Annotated in this window: 14 protein-coding genes and 1 riboswitch; of the genes, 6 read left to right on the top strand and 8 right to left on the bottom strand. The window is 72.7% G+C overall.

Annotated elements, in window-relative coordinates:
- Nucleotides 1–31: 31 nt before the first annotated feature.
- The gene (gene mxcG / locus WMF12_RS20680) at nucleotides 32–4,459 is read right to left on the bottom strand and encodes a myxochelin non-ribosomal peptide synthetase MxcG (RefSeq protein ID WP_437873238.1); all 4,428 of its coding nucleotides are present in this window, start codon (nucleotides 4,457–4,459) and stop codon (nucleotides 32–34) included.
- A 670-nt stretch (nucleotides 4,460–5,129) separates the two neighbouring features.
- Here mxcG and WMF12_RS20675 point away from each other — a divergent pair.
- From WMF12_RS20675 to WMF12_RS20660, 4 genes are all read left to right on the top strand, one after another.
- Nucleotides 5,130–5,255, top strand: coding sequence for a hypothetical protein (locus WMF12_RS20675; protein ID WP_437873237.1), 126 nt, complete (start codon nucleotides 5,130–5,132; stop codon nucleotides 5,253–5,255).
- Between the two features lie 244 nt (nucleotides 5,256–5,499).
- Nucleotides 5,500–8,028, top strand: a complete 2,529-nt coding sequence (gene mxcH / locus WMF12_RS20670; protein ID WP_437873236.1) for a TonB-dependent siderophore myxochelin receptor MxcH — start codon at nucleotides 5,500–5,502, stop codon at nucleotides 8,026–8,028.
- A 49-nt stretch (nucleotides 8,029–8,077) separates the two neighbouring features.
- Nucleotides 8,078–9,391 carry a hypothetical protein gene (locus WMF12_RS20665; RefSeq protein WP_437873235.1) on the top strand — a complete coding sequence of 438 codons (1,314 nt, stop codon included), beginning with the start codon at nucleotides 8,078–8,080 and terminating at the stop codon, nucleotides 9,389–9,391.
- Nucleotides 9,392–9,489: 98 nt separating this feature from the next.
- The gene (locus tag WMF12_RS20660) at nucleotides 9,490–10,386 is read left to right on the top strand and encodes a PepSY domain-containing protein (RefSeq protein ID WP_437873234.1); all 897 of its coding nucleotides are present in this window, start codon (nucleotides 9,490–9,492) and stop codon (nucleotides 10,384–10,386) included.
- Between the two features lie 55 nt (nucleotides 10,387–10,441).
- Here the strand turns inward: WMF12_RS20660 and WMF12_RS20655 are convergent, their stop codons facing one another.
- The 5 genes from WMF12_RS20655 to dhbC form a co-directional block, all read right to left on the bottom strand.
- Nucleotides 10,442–11,218: a 2,3-dihydro-2,3-dihydroxybenzoate dehydrogenase gene (locus tag WMF12_RS20655; protein ID WP_437873233.1), complete on the bottom strand. Its 777-nt coding sequence runs from the start codon at nucleotides 11,216–11,218 to the stop codon at nucleotides 10,442–10,444.
- A 12-nt stretch (nucleotides 11,219–11,230) separates the two neighbouring features.
- A complete protein-coding gene (locus tag WMF12_RS20650) occupies nucleotides 11,231–12,076 on the bottom strand; it encodes a siderophore-interacting protein (RefSeq protein ID WP_437873874.1) in 846 nt (281 codons plus the stop codon).
- A 46-nt stretch (nucleotides 12,077–12,122) separates the two neighbouring features.
- Nucleotides 12,123–13,115, bottom strand: coding sequence for an isochorismatase family protein (locus WMF12_RS20645; protein WP_437873232.1), 993 nt, complete (start codon nucleotides 13,113–13,115; stop codon nucleotides 12,123–12,125).
- A gap of 94 nt (nucleotides 13,116–13,209) precedes the next feature.
- A complete protein-coding gene (locus WMF12_RS20640; protein ID WP_437873231.1) occupies nucleotides 13,210–14,880 on the bottom strand; it encodes a (2,3-dihydroxybenzoyl)adenylate synthase in 1,671 nt (556 codons plus the stop codon).
- Nucleotides 14,877–16,139, bottom strand: coding sequence for an isochorismate synthase DhbC (dhbC, locus tag WMF12_RS20635; RefSeq protein WP_437873230.1), 1,263 nt, complete (start codon nucleotides 16,137–16,139; stop codon nucleotides 14,877–14,879). Before dhbC ends, WMF12_RS20640 begins: the two co-directional genes overlap by 4 nt.
- Nucleotides 16,140–16,381: 242 nt before the next feature.
- A riboswitch (cobalamin riboswitch) is annotated at nucleotides 16,382–16,608 on the top strand.
- Nucleotides 16,609–16,815: 207 nt separating this feature from the next.
- On the opposite strand from dhbC, the gene WMF12_RS20630 reads away from it, so the two are divergent.
- Nucleotides 16,816–18,846 (top strand): TonB-dependent receptor domain-containing protein, encoded by a 2,031-nt coding sequence (locus tag WMF12_RS20630; protein WP_437873229.1) that lies wholly within the window; start codon nucleotides 16,816–16,818, stop codon nucleotides 18,844–18,846.
- Nucleotides 18,840–20,072 (top strand): YncE family protein, encoded by a 1,233-nt coding sequence (locus WMF12_RS20625; protein WP_437873228.1) that lies wholly within the window; start codon nucleotides 18,840–18,842, stop codon nucleotides 20,070–20,072. The genes WMF12_RS20630 and WMF12_RS20625 overlap by 7 nt, the downstream gene beginning before the upstream one ends.
- Before the next feature lie 34 nt (nucleotides 20,073–20,106).
- On the opposite strand, the gene WMF12_RS20620 is transcribed toward WMF12_RS20625, so the two are convergent.
- Entirely contained in the window at nucleotides 20,107–21,063 is a 957-nt protein-coding gene (locus WMF12_RS20620; protein ID WP_437873873.1) for a ribonucleotide-diphosphate reductase subunit beta, read from the bottom strand.
- 59 nt (nucleotides 21,064–21,122) lie between these two features.
- Nucleotides 21,123–23,630 carry a ribonucleoside-diphosphate reductase subunit alpha gene (locus tag WMF12_RS20615; protein WP_437873227.1) on the bottom strand — a complete coding sequence of 836 codons (2,508 nt, stop codon included), beginning with the start codon at nucleotides 23,628–23,630 and terminating at the stop codon, nucleotides 21,123–21,125.
- Nucleotides 23,631–23,713: the final 83 nt, after the last annotated feature.

The following is a 23,713-nucleotide window of genomic DNA, read 5'->3' as shown; positions in this document are numbered from 1 at the left end:
CTGGCTAGAGGTTCTCGTCCGTGAGCCGGTGTCATGAGGGGCGCGGCGCTCGCCGCGCCGCGCTGGAAGGGGGCGGCAGGAGGCCTTCCTCGACGCAGCGATCGAGGTAGCGGTAGAGGAGCGCGCGATCGATCGACGGGCACGTGATGCCGGTGCCGGCCAGGCCGCGCTCCAGGTTGTCGCAGCGCACGCGCCCGATGCCGAAGGTCGCCTCTCCGTCGGCCGGGGCCGACTGCAGATCGAAGAACGCGAGCGTGGCGCTGTCCGCGGCGTCGGCGCCGTCCTTCAGCCGCGCGCGCCACGCCGCGACCGGGCGCCGCTCGACCGGATAGCCGTAGTCGCGCGCCCAGTCGAAGAGCTCCGTCAGCCGGACCTCGGGCGCAGGGGCGACGTTGACCACGGCGCCCGTGGTCTGCGCGGTAAGCGTGGTAAGCGAGAGCCGCACGATCGCGCGCCCGACGTAGTCGACGGGCGTCCACACCTCCCTCACGTCGAGATCGGGCAGGACGCCGGCGGGGATGCCGGCCCGCAGCAGCCGGAAGACCAGATCCTGCTCGTTGACGACGCCGGTGTCGGGCGCGCCGACGACGCGGCCCAGGCGGTACACGGCGACCGGCAGCCCGCGCTCCGCGGCCTGCTGCACCAGGCGCTCGGCCGCCCACTTGCTCTGCTGGTAGCCGTCGCGCAGGCCGGGGTGCGGCGGCACGAACGCCTCCGCGACCTCGGGGCTCGCCGCGATGCCCGGGGCCACGGCGAGCGTCGACACGTGGTGCAGCGGCTTGGGGCGCACCGCCGCGGCCAGGCGGAGCGCCTCGCGCGTGCCGATCACGTTGGCGGCGCGCAGGCTGCGGTAGTCGCGCACGAGGCTCACCACCGCGGCGTTGTGGTAGATGGCGTCGCACTCCGCGGCGAGCTGGACGAACCGCGCGGCGCTCAGGCCGAGGCGGGGCTGCGTCAGGTCGGCGGGCACGGCGAGCACCCGCGCGTCGATGCCGTCCACCGGCAGGCGCTGCTTCGAGAGCGCCTGCCGGATGCGCTCCGCTGCGTGCGCCTCGCTCGCGGCGCGCACCAGGCAGACCACGGTCGCGTCCGTCTGCGTCAGGAGCTCGTGGAGCAGGTGCGCGCCGACGAAGCCGCTCGCGCCGGTGAGCACGACCTGCCGCGGGCGACCGCCGCCGCCGGACCACGCGAGCGATCGGGGGACGACGTCCTCGGGGAGCTCGGCGTCGGCCAGCATGGCGCCGGGGGGCTCGCCGCTCGTCTGCGCCGCCGCCGCGCCCTGCGCCTCGTCGAGGGCGCGCGCGAGCGCCGCGACGGTCGGGTGGCGGAAGATCATCGCGACGGGGATCTCCCGTCCGAGATCGACGCTGAGCCGGTTGGCGACCTGGATCGTCTGCAGCGACTGGCCGCCGCGCTCGAAGAAATCGTCGTGCGCCGACAGGCCGCTCACGCCGAGCACCTGCTCCCAGACCTGCAGCAGCTGCCGCTCGAGCGCCGTCGCGGCGGCAGGCGGCTCCGCCGCCGCGGCGATCGGCGCCTCCCGCAGCGCCTTACGGTCGATCTTGCCGGAGCTCGTCCTCGGCAGCCGATCGGTGAGCACGAAGGCCGAGGGGATGGCGGCCGCGGGGAGCAGCGAGCGCGCGTGCCGGCGGAGCTCGGCCGGCGACGGGGCGGGGTCCCCGGCGACGAGGAACGCGGACAGGCGCTTGCCGCCGCCGGCCGAGGCGTGCCCGATGACGGCCGCCTCCCGCACGGAAGGATGGCGCAGGAGCGCCGCCTCGATCTCGAGCGGATCGACGCGGTGGCCGCTGATCTTGAGCTCGTCGTCGACGCGCCCGACGAAGACCATCTGCCCGTCGGCCCGCTGGAGGACGAGGTCGCCGGTGCGGTACGCGCGCGGGCGGTCCTCCAGCTGGTCGAGCACGACGAAGCGCGCGGCGTCGAGGTCCGGCCGCCCGAGGTATCCCCTCGCCAGCCCGGGCCCGATGAGGTGGAGCTCGCCCACGGCGCCCTGCGGGACCAGCCGGCCGTGCGCTTGCGTGTGCGTGTCGACGATGGCCGCGCGGACGCCGGGCAGCGGCGTACCGATCGGCGCCTCGTGTCTGTCGTCCGGCGCCCCGTCCGGCGCGTCGCCGCCGCTCAGCGTGGCGGCCGAGGCGACGACGGTCGCCTCGGTGGGGCCGTAGGTGTTGAGCAGCCGCGCGCGCCGACCGACGGCGCGGCGGAAGCGCTCGACGCGCTCGGGCAGCGCCGCCTCGCCGCCGATGATGACGGTGCGGACGCCCTCGGGGAGCGACGCCGCGCCGGTCGAGAGGCCGTAGGCGAGCTCGTGCCAGAACGCGGTCGGCAGATCCAGGACGGTGATCCGGTGCCTTTCGCAGGCGTCGAGCAGCCGCGGCACGGATTGCAGCATCTCGTCCGTGCGCAGCACCAGCGCGGCGCCCGCGCACAGGGTCAGGAAGATCTCCTCGACGCTGGCGTCGAAGTGCAGCGGCGCGAACTGCAGCACCCGGTCGTCGCGGCGCAGATCGTAGCGGTGGGTCGCGGCCGCCACGAAGTGGGCCAGCGCGCCGCGCTCGATCATGACGCCGTTCGGGCGGCCGGTGGAGCCGGACGTGTAGATGACGTACGCCAGGTGCTCCTCCGCGCCCTGGACCAGCGCCCGCGCCGGCGCGCCGTGGATCGCCTCGTCCAGGAGCACGAGGTGCGCCGCGCGATCGCTCCCCACCTTCGCGGCGTGCTGCGACGTCGTGACGACGATCGCCGGTCTGGCGTCGTCGAGGATCGCCGTCGTCCTCGGCTGCGGCCCGTCCGGATCGAGGGGGAGGTAGCCTGCGCCAGCGTAGAGCGCGCCGAGGATCGCGGTGATGGCGCCGATGCTGCGCGGCAGGAGCACCGCGACCAGCGTGTCCGGCCCGGCGCCGAGCGCGGCGAGCCGGGCGGCGAGCCGCCGGGCGGCGAGGTCGAGCTCGCCGTAGGTCACGCGCTCGAGGCCGTGGTGGACGGCGGTCGCGTCCGGCTGCTCGCGCGCGCGCAGGGCGATCTGCTCGACGACGGGGCGCGCCGGCGCGGGCAGCGGGCCCCCGTCGAGCAGCGCGCCGGGCTGCCCGGCCGCCTGCGCGCCGGGCGCGCGCGCCGCGGCCCGGGGGAGGTCGATCTCGGCGCGATCGAGGGCCTGCTCGGGGGCGGCGGCGACCGCCTCCAGGAACGCGAGGAAGCGCCGCTGGTGCGCCGAGAGATCCTCGTCGCCGTAGCAGGCCGGGTTGGCGTCGAGGTCGAGCCGCGGCCCGCGCCCGTCCGATCTCGCGTAGATGCCGAACGACAGATCCTCGACCGGGCCGGCGGAGATGTTGTGCGCGACGCCGCGATGCCCCGCGAAGCGCAGGTCGTAATCGAACGGCATGATGTTGACCACCGGGCCGAACAGCCGGCGGCCGCCGCCGATCAGCTTGAGATCCCGGCGGAGCTGCTCGTAGCGATACCGCAGGTGCGGCCGGACGGCCGCGAGCTCGGCCGCGACCTGCCGGGCGACATCGACCAGGCTCGCGCCCTCGGCGACCGGCACCCGGAGCGGGACGATGTTCATGACCATGCCCGGGATGCGCAGCGACACCGAGCCGAGGCGCCCCATCACGGGCAGCCCCAGGACGATCTCGGGCGCGCCGGTGAGCCGGTGCGCGTACGCCGCGGTCGCGGCGACCACGACGTCAGGCCAGGTCGCCTTCGCCTGGCGCGCCACGTCCTTCAGCCGGTCGACGGTGGACGGCGCGAGCGACGCCGTCCGGCGCAGGCAGGCGCGCGACGCGGGCGCCGGCTCGTCGCCGAGGCTCACCGGCTCGGGCCGGTCGGCGAAGCGCTGCGTCCAGAAGGCGCGATCGCGCTCCAGATCGGGGGAGGCGCGGTAGGCCAGATCCTCGTCGACGACCCGGCGCAGCGACCCGAAGGCGCCGCCTTCGCTCGATCGGCCCTCGACGCGCGCGGTGTAGATCTCGGCCACCCGCCGCGCGATCAGCGAGAAGCCGTAGCCGTCCAGCGCGATGTGGTGCGCGCGCTGGTACCAGAAGAGCCGATCGGGCCCCGCCGTGAACAGCGCCTCCGTGAAGAGGGGCCCGCGCGCGAGATCCACCGGCCTCGCGAGATCCTCGCGCATCCACGCCTCGGCCGCGGCGAACGCGTCCGGCGCCGCGCTGACGTCGACGCGGTGTACAGGGAAGTCAGGGGACAGGTCGAGGCGCTGGCGCGGCCCATCCGCCTCGCTCGTGAAGCGCACGTGCAGCGTCTCTGCCTCCGAGACGGCCTGGCGTATCGCGGCCTCGAGGGTCGCGAGATCGATGGACCCGCAGATCTCGACGCACTCGCCCGCGTTGTACACCGGGCTCGCGGGGTCGAGCTGCTGGCCTAGCCAGATACCGTGCTGCGCGGCCGACAGCGGCCAGCGCGCGTCCTGAGGAGCGACCATGACGACAACCCTCCTGGTTCAACCGGCGCTCGACGGGACAGCCGCCAGAGGCACGCTCGCGGCAGGCGATCCGCGGCCCGCGACGACGGCGCAGAGGCGGCCGTGACGCCCGAGCCAGCGCCGTTGGAACGAAAGCGGAGCCCGCCGGCGCAGCGGGGCCCGAGCCCCGAGAGCACGCAGGGCAGGGGCGCCGGACGTCGTCCCGATAGCGGACCCAGCTCGATGACGCCGCGATGGGCGCGGCCACCTCGGCATCGACGAGTGAATGAAAATGAAAACTACTTTCAAGTTCGTTTATGGTGAGGTAGGGTGGGCATTGTCAAGCGAATTCGTTGGGACCCCCGCCACGGGCCACCGTCCCGTGGGGGGCCTGTCCGCGCCAGCGAGGCACGGCGCCGGCGGCCCGAGCGAGCGCGCAGATCGCGCCGGTTTCGGCCGCGATCTCGCGCTGCTCGGACCTGCGGACGTCGCGACGCTTCGCGGACGCTCTCCGACCGCTTTCGCTTGACAACGCTGTCGGTAGCATGGCAGGTTCCGGATTGAAAGTGAAAGTGACTTTCATTATTGAAAGTGGGGTTCCACGATGGACAACCTGATGTCGAAGGCGACTGCTCCGCCCGACAGCCGGTGTGATCACTGCGGCGTTGCTGGACGTGCCGAGCCCAATTCCGTGCGCTGCGGCTGCGGCAGCCTTCTCGCCCGGTATGTGCCCGGCGGCGTCGAGCTGAAGTGCCGGCGGTGCAAGCGCGTCGTCGTCGTCCCGGTCCCGGCGGCGGCGGAGGACGTGAGCGGTTGAATCTCCCAGAGCGCTGACATGACAGCTCGCGGCGGCGGCCCCTGGCCAGCGCGGTCTGCGCCATCCGAAGAGGCCTGAAGAGCCGGCGAGCGAGACGCCACGACAACCAGCTTGCGCAGAGCCGGCCAGAGCGCCGCTTCGTCACGCTCCGGTGAGCATGCCCGGTGATCTCATGATTCGATTACAGCGCTTGCGTTGCGCCGCGCTGGCCGGGACTCTGGTCCTCGCCCCCTGCGGTGCCCTGTTGGCCTTTGCAGCGGACGCGCGGGCGAGCGAAGAGGCCCCTGCCGGGGAGGACGGCGAGGGAGCGGCACCCGGGGCCGAGACAGCGCCGGCGGCGCGCGCCCCGGGCGATGGCGCCGCGCTCGCGGTGCGCCCGCCCGAGCTCACGGGCGCGGTCGAGGCGGCGTATCCCCAAGCGGCGCGCGAGGCGGGGTTGGAGGGGAGCGTCGTGCTGCGGCTGACGATCGACGCGGAAGGGCGTGTCACCAGCGCAGAGATCGCCGAGCCCGCGGGCCACGGGTTCGACGAGGCCGCGCAGCAAGCGGCGCTGCGCTTCCGCTTCACGCCGGCCTGGCGAGGCGACCGAAGCGTCGCGTCGCGCATCCTCTACCGCCACGACTTCCGGCTGCCTGCGCCGCCCCCCGCGGCCGCGCCCATCGCGGGCGTCGCCGGTGCCGCGCCCGTCACAGGACCCGTCGGTGCCGCGCCGGTCGCTGGCGCCTCAGGGCCAGCTCTGCCCGCGATCGAGGTGAGCGTGCGGGGGGCCTCCGAGGCCGAGCGGCTCCGGACCTCCGCGCAGGCGGTCCAGGTGATCGAGACCGTCGAGGCCAAGCGGCAGGCCGCGGATCTCGGCCAGGTGCTGGCGCGCGCCGAGGGCGTGAGCGTGCGCCGCCTCGGCGGGCTCGGCTCCGACGCGCGCTTCTCGCTGAACGGCCTCACCGACGACCGGATCCGCTTCTTCCTCGACGGCGTGCCGCTCGACCTCGCCGGGCACTCCTTCGGGGTCGCCAACGTGCCGGTCAACCTCGTCGAGCGCGCCGAGATCTACCGCGGCGTCGTCCCGCTGCGCTTCGGCACGGACGCGCTCGGCGGCGCGGTGAACCTGGTGACCGATCAAGACACGCGCGGTACGGGCGCGTCGGCGTCCTATCAGGTCGGCTCCTTCGGCACGTACCGGATGACCCTCGGCGCGCGCCACGCGCACGCGCCGAGCGGCCTCTTCGCCCGCGCGAGCGGGTTCGTCGATCGCGCGCGGAACGACACCCCGATCGACGTCATGGCGTTCGACGAGAGCGGGCGCCTGTCGCCCGCGCGCGCCCGGCGGTTCCACGATGGCTACGTCGCGGCCGGCGGCGCGGCCGAGGTGGGGGTCGCCCGGCGGCCGTGGGCCGACCGCCTGCTCCTCCGCGCCTTCTTCACCTCGCACGACAAGGAGGTGCAGCACGGCCTGCTCGTCGACATGCTCGACGGCAGGGTCAAGTCGCCGCCCTTCGGAGAGGTCACCTTCGGCAGGCAGACCGGCGGCGCGCTGCTGCGGTATGCGCAGCCGTTCTTCGGGAGGGCGCGGCTCGACGCCCTCGCGGGGTACTCGTACGCGCGCACGACCTTCCTCGACGTGGCCACGTGCACCTACGACTGGTCGGGCGGCTGCGTGGAGCGCCCGTATCGGGGGGAGGTCGGGGACGACGCGAACGACCAGCAAGTCCGCCAGCACACCGCCTTCGCTCGCGTCAACCTGGCCTGGCACCCCGCGACCGAGCACCTCCTGCGCTTCGGGCTCTCGCCGAGCCACGTGACGCGCACCGGGAGGAACCTTGTCGTGGCCGAGCCCGAGAAGGACCCGCTGACCGCGGAGCGGGAGCTGTGGAGCGGCGTGGCAGGCGTCGAGTACGAGGCCAGGCCCCTCGAAGGCCGGCTCGCGAACATCGCCTTCGCCAAGCTCTACCTGCACGGCGTCCGCACCCGGGAGCACCTGCCGAGCGGCCGGATCGGCGACGTCGATCGAGCGACCCACCGGGTGGGGGCAGGGGACAGCCTGCGCTTCCGCTTCACCGACGCCCTCTACGCCAAGGCCTCGTACGAGTACGCCACCCGCCTGCCGACGCCGGAGGAGCTGTTCGGCGACGGAGGGCTCATCGTCTGGAATGTCCACCTGGAGCCGGAGGCGAGCCACAACGTCAACCTGGGCGTGACCCTGGAGCGCGCGGAGACCGGCGCGGGACAGCTCCGGTTCAGCGCCAACGGCTTCGGTCGCTTCACCGAGGATCTGATCACGCTGCGAAGGCACCTGGGCTACTCGGAGTACGGCAACACGCTGTCGGCGCGATCCGTCGGTATCGAGTCGACGGCCGGGTGGACCGCTCCGGGCGACTGGCTGTCGGTCGACGGTCACGTCACCTGGCAGGACTTCCGGGACGGCTCGACCGGCGTTCGCATCCAGAACCAGCCGTACCTGTTCGGCGGGGTCGTCGCGCGCGCGCAGTGGCCCGAGCTCGCGGCGCGGCGTGATGTCCTGTCCATGACCTGGCACGCCGATTATGTACACGCCTTCTTCGTCGGCCCGGAAGGCCGCGGCGTAGCCGATTCCAAGGCGGAGATCCCGTCGCAGCTCGTGCACACGCTCGCGCTCACGTACCTGGTCGAGCGCGGCGGATGGACGGTGAGCTCGACCGTCGAGGTGCAGAACCTCACCGACGAGAAGGCCTTCAGCTTCTACGGCGTCCAGCGCCCCGGGCGAGCGGCGTACGCCAAGCTCGCCTTGAGCCTGTGAGCCGATGTTCGTGCGACAGCAGTTGAAACCCGACACAAGGAGATCCTTCATGTTATTTCGTGCGCGCTACGCGAATGCCCTCCTCTTGACCCTGCTCCTCCCGTGCTTCGTCGCCTGCGGCGACGACACGAGCGATGGCACGAGCAGCGGCGCGACGAGCGGCGGCGCCGGCGGCGCGGGGGGCGCCGGCGGCGAAGGCACCGGCGCCGGCGGAGCCACCAGCGGCACGGGGGGGACGCCCAACGCAGGGCCGGCGTACGCCCTCACGGTCCAGGTGTTCGGGCCGGACGGCGGCGACACGCAGAGCTACGTCATCGTGACGGACGACATCGACTCCGATGAGATGCTGTCGCTGGACGACGCCATCGAGGTGCAGGGGCGCGCCCTCGGCGTCGGGCTGGACGGCGGAGGCGCGGTGTTCGTGGCGAGCGACGCCGCGGCGACCGTGACCCGCTACGACCTGCAGGAGGACGGCAGCCTCGAGGAAGGGGACACCATCAGCTTCCAGGGCAAGGGCCTCGCGAAGCTCGGCGAGTACGGCACCCAGTTCCACTTCGTCTCGGAGACCAAGGCGTACTTCTTCGATGGTCCCACCGCCCAGGTGGTCGTCTGGAACCCTCAGGAAATGACGGTCACCGGCGACATCCCGCTCGAGGATCTCGTGATCCAGGACGCCACCCTCACGTACTCCTCCTCGTCGCCGCTGGTCCAGGGCGACGACGTGATCACCTTCGGCGGCTGGCGGATCGGCGCGGAGGTCCCGAGCGTGGCCGCGGTCGTCGTCGTGGACAGCGCGACGGACGAGGCGACCGTCGTCACCGACGATCGCTGCGGTTACGTGCGCGATGGGGTCGAGGGGCCCGACGGCATGATCTACGTGGCCACCGAGGCGTACGGCGCGGCGGTGCACCGGCTCAACCCCGACAACGCGGCCGCCCCGTGCATGCTGCGCTTCGACCCCGAGACGAGGCAGTTCGACCCCGAGTTCCACGTCGAGCTGAGCACGCTGTTCGACGGCGACGCCGCCGGCTCGCTCTTCGGCGGTCCGGACGGGAAGGCGTTCCTGCGGGTGCTCGACGAGAGCCTCTTCGCGATCGCGGACGACACCCACCCGCGCGTGCTGGCGAGCGCCGCGGCGTGGCGGTGGGCCAGCGTGGCGCTCGGCGATACGCCGACCGCCACGGTGCTCGACGCCGCGCCCGGCGGCGGCAGCGTCCTGAGCGTCGCGCTCGGCGACCGCACCTTCCTGCTGGAGTTCCAGGGCCAGGAGTCGACGACGCTCCGCGAGATCGGCGAGGACGGGCCGGGCGAGGCGAGCGTGAGCGCGCCTGGGCTCACCTTCTCCGTCGCGAAGATCCGATGACGCTCGCGCCCGATCACGAAGGAGCGATGAGGGACAACGCCGCGCGAGGGCCCCGTTCGCCACGGGGCCCCCGCGGGCGGCCGCGTTACGGCGCGATCATGAAGGTCGTGCGGCGCGTGCACATGTACCTGGGCTTGCTGCTGTTCCCCTGGATACTGCTGTTCGGGATCAGCGGCACGCTCTTCAATCACCCGCAGATCGGGCGAGACATCGACAGCCGGTCGCTCTCGGGAGAGCGGCTGTCGGCGCTCACCGGGTTCCAGCCCTGGGATCCCGGCGAGCTCGCGCGCCAGGTCGTCGAGCAGCTCAACGCCGGCTCGCCCTCGCGCTACACGCTCGATCCGGGGACCCCGGGCGCGTTCTCCGGGTGGCCCCTGCTCGCGGCGCCGCGCGCCGACGGGGGACGCCAGGTGGTGATCCTGCGCCTCGACGACGGCAGCGCGACGGTCTCCAGCCACCCTCCCGAGCCGGAGGCCCCCGCGCCCCCGTTCGCCGGCGTCGCGATCGACCTGCCTGGACACAGGATGGCGGCGGTGCAGGAGCAGATAAAGGATCTCCTGCCCAAGATCGGCGTCGACGCCGCGGCGCCGCTGCGCGCCCACCCGAAGATCAGCCCGGAGCTGCGCTTCGGCATGCGCGACGCGGACGGCCGCGCCTGGAACGTCACGTACAACCTGGGCACGGGGCGGCTCGACGGGCGGCCGGCCGGCGCGCGGGGGTGGCCTCGCTTCGTCGAGGTGCTCGAGACGCTCCACAAGACGCATCACTTCCCCGCGCACGGCGGCGTGGCGTGGCTCTGGGCGCTCTTCGCGGACATCACCGGGATCACGCTGGTCGTGTGGGCGCTCAGCGGCCTCGCCATGTGGTGGCAGATGAAGCCCTCGCGGGTCCTCGGCGCCCTCGCGATCGCCGCCGCCGTGGCGCTCGCCGCGGTGGTGATGGTCGGCACGGCGTCGGACGCGCTGTTCGGAAACGTGGGCAAGGAAGGCCCGTGAGCCCGGCGCGCCGGTGTCCGCGCCCGCGGACATCGACGCTTCGGGCGGGCCGGGATCAAGCGCCCAGCGTGGCGCCTCCGTCGACGCAGAGGTCGTGCATCGTGATGTGCCGCGCCTCGTCCGAGAGCAGGAACAGCACCGCGCTGGCGACGTCGTCCGTCGTGGCGATCCGGCGCAGCGGGATGCCCAGCCGGAACGCCTCGGGGGCGCCGGCGATGACCTCCTGAGCGCCGCGATCATCCGCCCAGAGCGCGCGCTGCATCGGCGTGTCCGTCGAGCCAGGGGACACCACGTTGCACCGGATGTCGTGCTGCGCGAGCTCCACGCCGAGGCACTTCGTCCACTGGGCCGCGGCGGCCTTCGAGGCCGCGTAAGCGCCCATGTTCATCCGCGGCGTGCGCGCGGCGTTGGACCCGACCGTCACGATCGACCCCGATCGGCGCGGCACCATGCGGCGGGCCACGGCCCGGCTCACGTTGAACACCCCCCGGGTGTTGACCGCGAAGGTGCGCTCCCAGTCGTCGCTCGTCAGCGAGAGGGCGCCGCCCACGCGCAGCACGCCGGCCACGTTGACCAGCATCTCGAGGGGGCCGAGCTCGCGCTCGATCCGCTCCACCGCGCCGTCGACCGCCTCGCCGTCGGCCACGTCCACCGCGAACGCCGCGGCGCGATGGCCGCTCGCCTGGAGATCGGCGACGACGGCGCCCAGGCGCTCCCGGTTCGCGTCCACCGCCGCCACCGCGGCGCCCCGCGCGGCGAGCCTCCGGGCGACGGCCTCGCCGATCCCCTGGGCCGCGCCGGTGACGAGCGCCGCCTTGTGCTTGAACTCCATCGATCGCTCCCGTCAGGCCCTGTCGAGCCCGTCCATGATCCGGTGCCGCTCCGCGTGGTACGCCTCCTCGGACTGGCTGGCCTTCCAGTAGGGGATCGCGTACAGCGCCTCGCGCCCGAGCCCGCGCTCGTCGAGCAGGTGATCGCGGATCGCGACGACGGACGACGACTCGCCCGCGACCCAGGCGAAGACGCGGCCCGCTGGCCACCCCAGGGCGCGGACGGCCGCCTCGAGCCGGGGGCCCGGGGCGTGCTCGCCCTGCAGGTAGATCCAGGTCAGCGCGACGTGCGGCGGGCGATCGATCTCCTGCACGTCCGCCGCGTCGGGGACCGCGACGATGGCGTGGCCGCGCGCCGTCTTCGGCAGGGCCTCGAGCAGCGCGCCGATGGCCGGCAGCGCGGAGAGGTCGCCGGCCAGGAGGTACCAGTCCGCGGGGCCGAGCATCGGATCGGGGCCCCCCGGCCCGGCGATGCCGATGCGGTCGCCCGGCCTGGCGTGGTGGGCCCACCGCGACGCGGGGCCGTCGTCCCCGTGCAGGACGAAGTCCACGTCCAGCTCGCCGGCCTGCGCGTCGTACCTGCGCACCGAGTACGTGCGCGTGATCGGCCGCCGCGGCATCGGAGGCCAGGCGGGGCCGTCCGGGCCCAGCGTGGGCAGCTCCGGCGCCGCCTGGTCGCCGCGCGGGAAGAAGACCTTGATGTGCGCGCCGCCGCAGCGCGCGGGGAACCCCGCGATCGCCTCGCCGCCCAGCGTGATCCGCCGCATGCGGGGAGAGATCGCGGTCGTGCGCAGCACCTCGAGGAGGCGCGGCGGGGTGCGCGCCACCGTCCTGGGCGGGGATGTCGCGACGTGATTCATGGTGACCTGTGCCATGGGGAAGCCGTCGTGGGGCAAGCTCGGCCGGTCAGCGGGCGGCTTCCTGGAGGGGCGCCTCCGCGCGGTGCCGGGGCGCTGGCCTCGCCTCGCGCGGCAGCCGGGCCGACAGGAGCTCCCACCAGTGCCCGAGCGTCGGCAGCTCGGCGAGGTCCACGAACGCGACGTCGATCCCCGCGGCGCGCCACTGCTCGACGAGCGTCATGAGCCGAATCGAGTCGAGCCCCAGATCGAGGATGCCATCGCGATCGGAGATCGCCGAGGGGAGCTGGTCGAGGACCTCGGCCACGTCGCCGCGCAGGCGCTCGACCCATGGCGCCCGGTCCTGCGTCCCCCCGAGCGGCGCCAACGCCGGTGCGTCGCGCTGCGGGGTGCTCGTCCGCTCGCGGGGCGCGAGCGCGGCCAGGACGTCGCTCGTCGGCAGCGCGACGCCGCACCGCTGCGCGACGTAGGCGATGGCCATGTCGTGCTGCTGCCGGGAGAAATCGGCGGTCCCGTCGGTCACGAGGAACGGCTGGACGTCGTTCATGAACGCCTCGCACGCGGTCAACAGGCACCCGATGTGCGCGTACACGCCGCACACGATCAGCTGATCTCGGCCCCACCGGCGCAAGAGATCCAGCAGCTCCGTGCGCTGGAAGGCGCTGTACCGCCACTTGGTGAGCACGGTGTCGGCGCTTCCAGGCGCGAGCTCGCGCACGATCTCGTGTTTGTCGGGCTGCTGCGTCAGCCCGGGCCCCCAGAGATCCGTCAGCAAGCCGCGCTGGGCCCTCGTCTGCTCGGCGGGCTGCTTCGTGTAGACGACCGGGATCCCGCTCGCCGCGCACCGCTCCCGGAGCAGGCGGGCACTTTCGATCAGCTCGACCATCGGCGACGCGCTCGCGTCGTAGAAGCCCAGGAAATACTCCTGCATATCGTGGATCAAGAGGACGGAGCGCCCCGGGTCCGGCCGCCATGACACCCGGCTCTCCGGGAGCTCATCGGCTCGTGGCATGCGATAGGTCTGGATGCGGGGGATGGCCATGGTCGTTCCTCTTTCTCTCTCTCGTGATCGCAGCGCTCCTGTCGATGGAACGGGCCGCGGGCGTCGCTGCGCCGCCTGGGCCCGCGCTGTCCTCTCAGGCGCGCGCGCCCTGCGCGAGCCTGTCGGCGATCCACCGGCGGAGCGCCTTCTTGTCCACCTTGCCGACGCTCGTCGTCGGGAGGGCGTCGAGCCACTCGATGCGATCGGGCACCTTGAACTGGGCGACGCCGCGCTCGCGCAGGAAGGCGTTGATCTCCCTCGCTGGCGGCGGCTGCCCGCGGGCCACGAGGAACGCGCACGATCGCTCGCCGAGGTGCGAGTCCGGCATGGCGACGAGCGCCGCGTCGCGCACCGCCGGGTGGGCGAGGACGTGGTTCTCGACCTCCTCGGCCGCGATCTTCTCGCCGCCGCGGTTGATCTGATCCTTGGCGCGGCCCTCCACGACGAGGTAGCCCTCGCGGGTCCGCCGCACGAGATCGCCCGTGCGGTAGAAGCCGTCGCGCGTGAACGCCTTCTCGTTGTGCGCGTCGGCCCTGTAATAGCCGCGGATCGTGTAGGGCCCTCGCGTGAGCAGGTGACCGACCTGCCCGGGCTCGACGTCGCGGTCGTCGTCGTCCACGACGCGGACCTCGTCGTGGGGCGAGATGGGCCGGCCCTGCGTCTCGAGCGCGATGGCGTCGGGGTCGTCGAGGCGGGTGTAGTTGACGAGCCCCTCCGCCATCCCGAACACCTGCTGCACCTTGCAGCCCAGCGTCGGCCCCACGCGGCGCGCGACCTCCGCGGGGAGCCTGGCGCCGCCCACCTGGAGCACCTTCAAGCTCGACAGGTCGTGCCGCGCCGTCCGGGCCGACTCCAGCCAGACCGAGGCCAGCGGCGGCACGAGCGCGGTCAGCGTGACCCGCTCCCGCTCGATCCACGGGAACGCCTCGTCCGGGCTGGGGCGGCGGCAGAGCACCACGCGGCCGCCGGCGTGGAGCACGCCCAGGCTCCCGGGTGAGCTGAGCGTGAAGTTGTGCGCGACGGGGAGGACGGCGAGGTAAACGCTGCCCTCGTCGAGCCCGCAGATCTCCGCGCTGGCCCGCACGCTGTAGAGGTAGTCGTCGTGCGTCCGCGGGATGAGCTTCGGTACGCCGGTGCTCCCGCCGGACAGCTGGAAGAAGGCGACGTCCCCCGCGGCGGGCTCCGGGAGCTCGACGGGCTCCCGGTCCAGGCCGGAGAGCGCGGTGTGCTCGCCCGGATCGCCGGCCACGAGCACGTGCCGCAAGGTCCTGACGTCGCGCCGGATCTGGCTCGCCAGCGCGCGGTAATCGAACCCGCCGTCCCGGTCGGCGATGACGTACGCGACCGCCTCGGTGTGCTCGCAGAAAACCGCGATCTCGGCGCGCCGGTGCGCTGGCAGGGCCAGCACGGGGAGCGCCCCGAGCCGGAACAGCGCGAAGCACACCTCGAAGAACTCCGCGATGTTCGGGAGCTGGACGACGACGCGATCCCCCGGCCGGAGCCCGAGGTGCAGCAGGCCCGCGGCGAGGCGATCGGCGCGCCGATCGAGCTCACCGTAGCTCAGCCGGCGATCGCCGCTGACGAGCGCGATCCGATCCGGGTGCCGCGCGGCCCGCTCGCGGAGCAGGCGCCCGAAGGTCTCGCCGCGCCAGTAGCCGGCGCGCCGGTAGAGATCGGCCATCTCGGCCGGCCACGGAGTCCAGCCGTCGAGCGCCTGCGTTCGCGCCTGCGCGGGCGCCTGCCGGCTCTCCTCCGGAGCGCTCATGCCATCTCCGGCGCCTGGTTGAGGCCGAGCGCGTTCAGCATGGTCCCGAGCTTGGCGGTGGTCTCGGCGAGCTCGTGCTCGCCGTTCGAACCGATGACGATCCCGGCCCCGGCATAGAGGCGGAGCGCCCGGCCGGCGACGTCGGCGCAGCGGATGACGACCGCCCACTCGCCGTCGCCGCTCGCGTCGGACCAGCCCACGAGCCCCGTGAAGAACCCGCGATCGAACCGCTCGATCGCCTCGATGGCGTCGCGGGCGCGGTCCGTGGGGTATCCGCACACCGCGGGGGTCGGGTGCAGCGCGGTGGCCAGCTTCATCGAGGAGATCGAGAGATCGCGCAGCTCCCCGGTGAGCCGGCTCGACAGGTGCCACAGCGTCGGGGTCTGCGTGAGCGAAGGCTCGTCGGGGACGCTCAGGCGCCGGCAGAACGGCCGGAGCGCGGCGGCGACGGCGTCGACGACGATCGCGTGCTCGTGCCGGTCTTTCTCGGACGCGAGCAGGGCGATCGCCCGCCGGCGGTCCTCGTCGGGGTCCGGGCTGCGGACCGCGGAGCCGGCGAGCGGATTGGCGATCACCCGGAGCCCGGAGCGGGACAGGAGCAGCTCCGGGCTCGCGCCGATGAGCGTCCGCGCGCGCGAGGTCGGGACGCCGCGCTCCGCGCTGGAGAGCCCCGCGGTCGGATCCGAGAGGTTGGCGGCGAAGGTGTAGCCGTTCCGGTTCTGGTGCGAGAGGCGCTGGAGGACGAGGCGGAGATCGACCGGCTCTCGCAGGACCATCTCCAGCATCCTGGAGAGGACCACCTTGCTCAGCGCCTCGGACCGCATCAGGCCCACTGCCGTCTCGACGCCGCGCACGTAGTCGCGGGGCTCGGGGACCTGGCGCAGCTCCTGGATGGTGATCGGCAGGTGCGACCGCGGCGATTCCGACGTGTGGTTGAGCGGGCCCGCGCTCTGGATCGCCCTCGGCACGATGAGGTGCGCCGGCGACGTGCTGTTGAACGGCACCGCGCCGACCACCATGGGGAGGCCCTGGCCGGCCCTCGACGCCGCCGCGAGCACCCTCGTGACGCGGTCCGCGAGGCGGTCGCCCTGATCCGCGCCGTTCGGCTCGAGGATCATGTCGTGTACGCCCTGCGCGAGGAGGGTGCGTGTCGGCGACGCGAAGAAGAACGCCGACTCAGGGGTGTATTGCTTCAACAGCTGCCCTGCGTTCACCGCGGGCAGCGCGACAGAGGCCGGTATCGAGATGGAACTCGTCACATTCAGCTCCGATGGGCGTCGAGAGCCACGTGGGCTCGGATCATCGGGCGCTGGACGTCAGGTCTCGGGCCGCTCGTTTCTGGTAACTGATAAAGAAAATCAGTTTCAAGTAACTCTTGGCACGCGCGTGCAAGACTGTCAAGGGACTCCCGGTTCTGTCTCGGGTGTGCATCGCCGGTGGGCCCGTGGACGGGGCGCTCCGGGCCTTCGCTTCTGCGTTGACATCCTGCGTGACGGGTGCGACGAGTCGCCCCGCCATCGGTGCTCGTCCGGCCATCCCCTGGCGAGCTGAAAAGGGAACCCGGTGAGAATCCGGGACTGCCCCCGCAGCGGTGAACGGGAACGACCATCACCAAGAAGCACTGGGCATGCACCAGAGCAGCCTGGGAAGCGGTGATGTGTAGGAGAGCGACCGGCGACGGCCGCAGCGCCCGTGAGTCCGAAGACCTGCCGAAGGTGCGCGCGCCGGTGCTCTGGCGCGCGTTGACCTGAGCCTTCGAGGGGAAGGCGCGCAGGCTCTCGACCACCTCGCTCGCGCGCGGTGCCGTGGCCCGTCACGCAGCCTCCTCGCTTCGGCTCTCAGCTCACCCGGAGCAGCGCTGGGTCGACGCGGGCAGGCGGCGCGTGAATGGTTGATTCCTCTGATCGTCGGTCGCGTCGGCGCCGGAGCGCCGGCGTGGCGTGCTGGCTCTCGCTCGCCGCCTGCAGCGCCGTGGCGGCCCTGCCGGCCGCCCGCGCCGACGATCCGCGCAGGCCGGAGGCCGAGCAGGAGGCCGGTCGCGCTGCCGCTCCACCGGGGGCAGACCCGCTGGAGGTGCGCGTCGAGGGGGATCGCATGCGCGCGCCCGCGCCGCCCAAGGACAGGTCCGTCGCGGGGTCGGTGCTGGGCCGCGAGCGCCTCACCGGCGCGGGGCTCGGAGCGGCGGACGTGCTCCGCACGCAGCCGGGCGTCCTCATCATCGAGTCGGGCGGCTTCGGCGGGCCGGCGACCGCGGCCCTCCGGGGAGCGACCGCCACGCAGACGCCGGTGTACCTCGCCGGCGTCCGCCTGAACGACGACGTCGTGGGGACGGCGGATCTCTCCCTCGTGCCCCTCTGGCTCATCGAGCGCATCGAGATCTACCGCGGCCACGCGCCCATCGAGGCCGACCGCCTCGGCCCCGGCGGAGCGATCTTCTTCGAGCCGCGGCGGCCTTCCCGGACGACGGCCGGCGCGGGCGCCATGGCGGGCTCGCTCGGCGCGCGGCGCGGGTGGGCGTTCGCCGGCGCCAGCGCGGGCCCGGTGAGCGCGATCGTCGGGGTGAGCGCGGAGGCCGCGGAGAACCGCTACGCGTTCGTCAACGATGGCGGGACGCTCTTCGACGAGAGCGACGACACCCTGGAACGCCGGCAGAACGCCGACGTGCGCACGATCGACGCCTGGGCGCTCGCGCGCGTCGAGCTCGGGGGCGGCGCGATCGTCGACGTGATCGCGAACGGCACCGGCCGCGAGCAGGGCGTGCCGAGGCTCGCGCTCCTGCCGTCCCGCGAGGCGCGGGGGGAGTCGCGGCGCGCGCTGACGTCCGTCGCGGCGCGGGTGCCGTTCGGCGGAGAGGCGCAGCACACGCTCGAGGCGCGCACCTCGTTCATCGAGGCGCGGTCGGAGGTCCATGATCCCCTCTTCGAGCTCGCGCTGCTCACGCCGGAGCTCCGCCTCGCCGGCCGCCGCCTGGAGCAGACGCTCGGGGCGACGCTCTCCTTCGCCGACCGGCTCCGGGTGCGGCCCGTGCTCTCGGTCGCGCGCGAGGGCATCTCGCGCGCGCCGGACGACGTACCGCTCGCGCGGGCGCGGCGCTCGTTCGCGCGCGGCGCCGTCAGCGCGGAGGCGCGCCTCGGCGAGGGGCTCGCGCTGCACGCCCTCGCGAGCGGGGAGTGCCACGCCACCGGGGCGGACCGCGAGCGCCCTTGCGACGTGCTCGTCCCGACCGGGCGGGTCGGCGTGGAGGCGGGGAGCGACCGGCTCCGGCTCCTCGCGACCGTGGGCCGCTACGTCCGCGTCCCGACGCTCGGCGAGGTGTACGGCGTCTCCGGCGTCGTCCACGGCAACGCGGAGCTCGAGCCGGAGTCGGGCGCCACGATCGAGGCCGGGATCCGGGCGCAGACGGGGCGCGGCGCCGTGCTGCGCGGCGCCTTCCTCGACGTGTTCGCGTTCGGGAGCGCGGTCTCCGGGCTCGTCGCGTACGAGCGCTCCGGCCAGGGCTACGTGAACCCGTACAACGTCGGCCGCGCCCGCGTCGTGGGCGCGGAGCTCTTGGCCGGGGTCGAGGTGACCTGGTTCCTCCGCGCCGAGATCGCGGCGACGCTGCTCGATCCGCGGGACACGACGCCGGGGCGGACGACGAGGAACGACCTCCTCCCGTTCCGCTCGCGCCTCGTCGTCGCGCCGCGCCTGCACGCCGAGTGGAAGCGCCCGGGCGGCGCCGTGTTCTCGGGCGCGTCGGGCGAGATCCGGGCCGTGTACCAGTCGAGCCGGTACGCCGATCCCGCCGGGCTCGGCGTGATCGCGGAGCAAGCGACCCTCGACCTCGACGCGGAGGCGAGGTGGCTCGGCGGGCACCTCGCGGTGAGAGGTCGCGTCGCGGATCTCCTGGACGCGCGGCGTACGGATGTCGTCGGGTTTCCGCTCCCGGGACGGAGCGTGTTTTTCACACTGGAGTCAACATGGTGAAGATCAGACTGTTTGCGATCGCGATCTCGATTCCGATCCTCGGGTGCAACGTGGATTCGCCGCCGCCGTCGACGGGCGGGGTCCACGGCGGCGGCGACGGCGACGCGTGTGAGAGCGGCGTCGTCATCGTGACGAGCGACTACCAGTCGACGAACATCGCTGTGTCGGCGCTCGACGGGACCACCCTGTCGCCCTCCTTCGTGTCGAGCGGCGCGGCGAAGCCTGGGCTCAGCCTCGCGCTGTCCGGCGACGTCGATGTCCCGGGGGCGGCGCCGCCGTCCGGCCGCGTGGTCCTGCTCGATCGGTTCGGCACGAACGTGATCACCTGGATGGATCTCGAGACCGCCGAGGTCCTCGCGCAGCTCCCGGTCGGGCAGGGGTTCGAGTCGAACCCTCAGGACTACATCGAGGTGGGCGCGGACCGCGCGCTCGTGTCGCGCTACGGGAGCAACCCGAGCCCGGGCGTGGAGCCGTTCGACGAGGGCGGCGATCTCCTGATCGTCGACACGAAGGAGTACTCCATCGTCGGGCGCATCGCCCTGCCGGAGGAGGAAGAGGGGCTCCTGCCGCGCCCGTCGGGGATGGCGCGCGTCGGTGACGACGTGGTCGTGGCCCTCGGCCGGCTCGCCGCGGACCTCTCGACCGCGGGCGAAGGGCGCTTCGTGGGCGTCTCGCCGGAGCAGGGCGCCGTCACATGGACGGTCGACGTGCAGGGGCTCTACGGCTGCGGGCGTCTCGCCGTGTCGCCCTCGGGAGAGCGGCTGGCGGTCGCCTGCTCGAGCCGCTTCGACGCCGAGGCGATGGAGTACGACCCGGCGACGAGCGACATCGTGATCTACGACGCTCGCACCTCGCCCCCGGAGGAGATCGAGCGGCTCGGCGTGGCCAGGGCGCTCGGCGCCGCCGTCCAGCCGACGCTCGCCTTCGCCTCCGAGGACGTCCTCCTCGGGACGGCCTACGCGGGCGGTGCGTTCGCCGGGGACCGCGCCTTCTCCGTGAGCATCGCCACGGGCGAGGTCACGACGCTCGCCGAGGCGACCCAGTCCTACGCCTTCGGCGGCGTCCACTGCTCGCCCGGCTGCGGCGATGTCTGCCTGCTGAGCGACGCGGAGAGGAGCAAGCTCCGGCGCTGGAAGGTGGCGGCGAACGGCGCGCTCGAGCCGCTGGAGGACGCGACCGTCGACACGGAGATCGGGCTCCCGCCGCGAGGGATCGGCGGGCTCTGATCGGCCCCGCGGGCGGTACGTCGGTTGACAGGCGTCAGAACGCGGCGTCGAGGACGACCTCCCCGGAGACGCCGACCTGATACGCGGAGACGCGGCGCTCGAAGAAGTTCGTGACCTCCTGGACGTCTTGCAGATCCATGAACGAGAACGGGTTCTTCGCCCCGTAGCGCTTCGGCATGCCGAGCGTGGCGAGCCGCTGGTCGGCGCAGAACTCGAGGTAGCTGCGCACGTCGCGCGCCGACATGCCCGCGACGCCGGCGCCGAGGAGATCCTCGGCGAACCGGGCCTCGCAGGCGATCGCCTCATCCATCATGTCGAGGATCGACCGCGAGAGGCCGGCGTCGAAGAGCTCGGGCTCCTCGCGCCGCGCCGTGCCCACGACCTCGAAGGCGAAGCGCATGTGCGCGCTCTCGTCGCGGAAGACCCAGCTCGTCCCCGCGGCGAGCCCGTGGAGCAGGCCGCGTGAGCGCAGGAAGTACACGTACGCGAACGCGCCAAAGAAGAAGAGCCCCTCGACGCACGCGGCGAAGCAGATGAGGTTCAGGAGGAACCGCTGCCGCTCGGCGCGCGACTCGAGCCCCCCGAGCGACTCGACGGAATCGAGCCACCGCATGCAGAAATCGGCCTTCTGGCGGATCGAGGGGATGTTCTCGACCGCCGCGAAGGCGCGGTGACGGTCCTCGGGATCGGGGATGTACGTGTCGAGGAGCGTCAGATAGAACTGGACGTGAAGCGCCTCTTCGTAGAGCTGCCGCGACAGGTACATCCGCGCCTCCGGGGCGTTGATGTGCCTGTACAGGTTGAGGACGAGGTTGTTCGCCACGATCGAGTCCCCCGTGGCGAAGAACGCGACGAGGCGCTGCACGAGGTGCCGCTCCGCGTCGGTCATCTTCCGCAGGTCGCCCACGTCCGTGGAGAAGTCGACCTCCTCCACGGTCCACGTGTTCTTGATGGCGGAGCGGTACATCTCGAAGAAGGCCGGATAGGCCATCGGGCGCAGGGTGAGGCACTGGCCCGGATCCAGGAGGCGCGCGGGGCGGCTGACGCGGCTCACTGGCAGGCCTCGCACGCCTCGGGGTTCTCGAGCGCACACGCCACGTCCGCGGCCGCCTTCGCCGGCGGCGCCTGCCCCCAGCCGCCCTCGCGGCGCGGCGCGGCGCCGCCCTCGGGCGTGCGGTCCGGCGCCGCCTCCACGGTCGCCTTGGCGATGCGCGTCGCGGGGCGCGATCGCAGGTAGTACGTCGTCTTGAGCCCCTTCTTCCATGCGTGGAAGTACATGCTCGAGAGCTGACCGATGGTGGGGTTCTCGATGAAGAGGTTCAGCGACTGGCTCTGATCGATGAAGGCCCCGCGATCCGCGGCCATGTCGATGAGCGAGCGCATCGGGATCTCCCACGCCGTCCGGTACACGGCGCGGAGCTCCTCGGGCAGCTCGTCCATGCCCTGGACCGAGCCCTCCGCGAGCTTGAGCCGGGCGCGCACCGCGTCGTTCCAGGCGCCGAGCCGCTTGAGCTCCGCGACCAGGTAGCGGTTCATCTGCAGGAAGTCCCCGGAGAGCGTCTCGCGCTTGAAGAGGTTGGACACCTGCGGCTCGATGCACTCGTAGCAGCCCGCGATCGACGCGATGGTGGCCGTCGGCGCGATGGCGACGAGCAGCGAGTTCCTGAGCCCCTCGGCGCGGACGCGCGCGCGGAGCGCCTCCCAGCGCGCCGTGTCCTCCGGGACGACGTCCCACGCGTCGAACTGGAGCTCTCCGCGCGCGGCGCGCGTCTCGTCGAACGCCGGGTGTCGCCCCTTCTCCGCCGCGAGGTCCGCGGACGTCGAGAGCGCGTGGTAATACACATCCTCCGAGATCCGCCTCGAGAGCTCACGCGCGGCCGGGGCGTCGAAGGGCAGGCGCATCTGGAAGAACACGTCCTGCAGGCCCATGAGCCCGAGCCCGACGGGACGCCAGCGGAGGTTCGATCGCCTCGTCGAGGGGATGGGGTAGTAGTTGAGGTCGATGACGCGGTCGAGCTGGCGGACCGCGGTCCGCACCGTGCGCGCGAGCTTCTCGAAGTCGACCGCGACCGCGCCGTCCGCCAGCGTGACCGTGTGGCGAGCGAGGTTGATCGAGCCCAGGTTGCAGACGGCCGACTCCTCGTTCGAGGTCACCTCCAGGATCTCGGTGCAGAGGTTCGAGAGGTGGACGATCCGGCCCGGCAGCGCCGTCTGGTTGCAGGCGCGGTTCGACTTGTCCTTGAACGTCATCCAGCCGTTGCCCGTCTGCGCGAGCGTGCGCATCATCCGCGCGTAGAGCTCGCGGGCCTTCATCGTCTTCTTGGCGAGGCCCGCCCGCTCGGCCTCGACGTAGCGACGATCGAACTCCTCACCGTAGAGATCGGGGAGATCGCGCACGTCCTTCGGGTCGAACAGGCTCCATTCACCGTCGGCCTCGACCCGCTTCATGAAGAGGTCCGGGACCCAGCTCGCGAGGTTCAGGTTGTGCGTGCGCGCCGCCTCGTCGCCCGTGTTGTCGCGCAGTGAGAGGAACTCCTCGACGTCGGCGTGCCACGGCTCGAGGTAGACGCAGCAGGCGCCCTTGCGCTTGCCGCCCTGGTTCACGGCCGCGACGGACGCGTCGAGCGTCTTGAGCCAAGGCACGATCCCGCTGGAGTGCCCGTTGGTGCTCTCGATGAGCGAGCCGCGCGACCGCACCCGGTGGTAGGCGAGCCCGATGCCGCCCGAGAACTTCGAGAGCATCGCGACGTCGGTGTAGCGCTGGTAGATGGTCTCGAGGTGATCGTCCGGCGAGTCGAGCAGAAAGCAGCTCGAGAGCTGCTCGTGGCTCGTCCCGGAGTTGAACATCGTCGGTGAGCTCGGCAGGTAATCGAGCGACGAGAAGAGCCGGTAGAGCTCGATGGCCTGCGCCGCCGTCTCGGACAGCGCGCACGCGATGCGCAGGAAGAACTGCTGCGGCGTCTCGATGACGAGGCGCGTCTCGGGGTGCTTCAGCAGGTAGCGGTCGTAGAGGGTCCGCAGGCCGAAGTACTCCAGCTCGTTGTCCCGCCCCGGCTCGATGGCGTCGTTCAGCTTGCGGGCGTTCTGCGCCACGAAGCCGTGGAGCCGATCGTTGATGAGGCCCAGCCGCCGCCCCACGGCGATGGACTGCGAGAACGCGTGGATCTCCTGATTGCGGACTTCCTTGTCGATGTACGTGGCGAGCAGGCGCGCCGCGAGCTTCGCGTACTGGGGCTCATCGGCGATGAGCGACGCCGCCGTCTGGATGGAGAGCTGATCGAGCTCGCGCGTCGTCGCGCCGTCGTAGAGGCCGCTGATGGTCTTTGTCGCGACGCGGAGCGCGTCCACGTCGGACAGGGCCGCGCAAGAGCGGCTCACCGCCCGGACGATCTTGTTGACGTCCACGGGCTCGCTCGACCCGTTCCTCTTCTTCACCCGCATCGTCGTGTGCGGGAGCGTCTCCTCCGCGCCGGCGCTCGTCATGGCGGGCGCGTGGGGTGCGTGGAGCGCGCGCAACGGCGCCGCGCCGTTGCTCTTCACCAACGGTTCGTTCAGCATGGCATCCTCCTCGTCGTGCTCGTTCCGAGCGGTCCCGGACCGCTCGCGTCGATGCCGCGAGAGCGAAGAAGCCAGCCGATGCG

The sequence above is a fragment of the Sorangium sp. So ce363 genome, assembly GCF_051520435.1.
Classification (GTDB): Bacteria; Myxococcota_A; Polyangia; order Polyangiales; family Polyangiaceae; genus Sorangium; species Sorangium cellulosum_B.
Note: the sequence above shows the minus strand (reverse complement) of the source record. Positions and strands in the feature narration are given on the sequence as shown.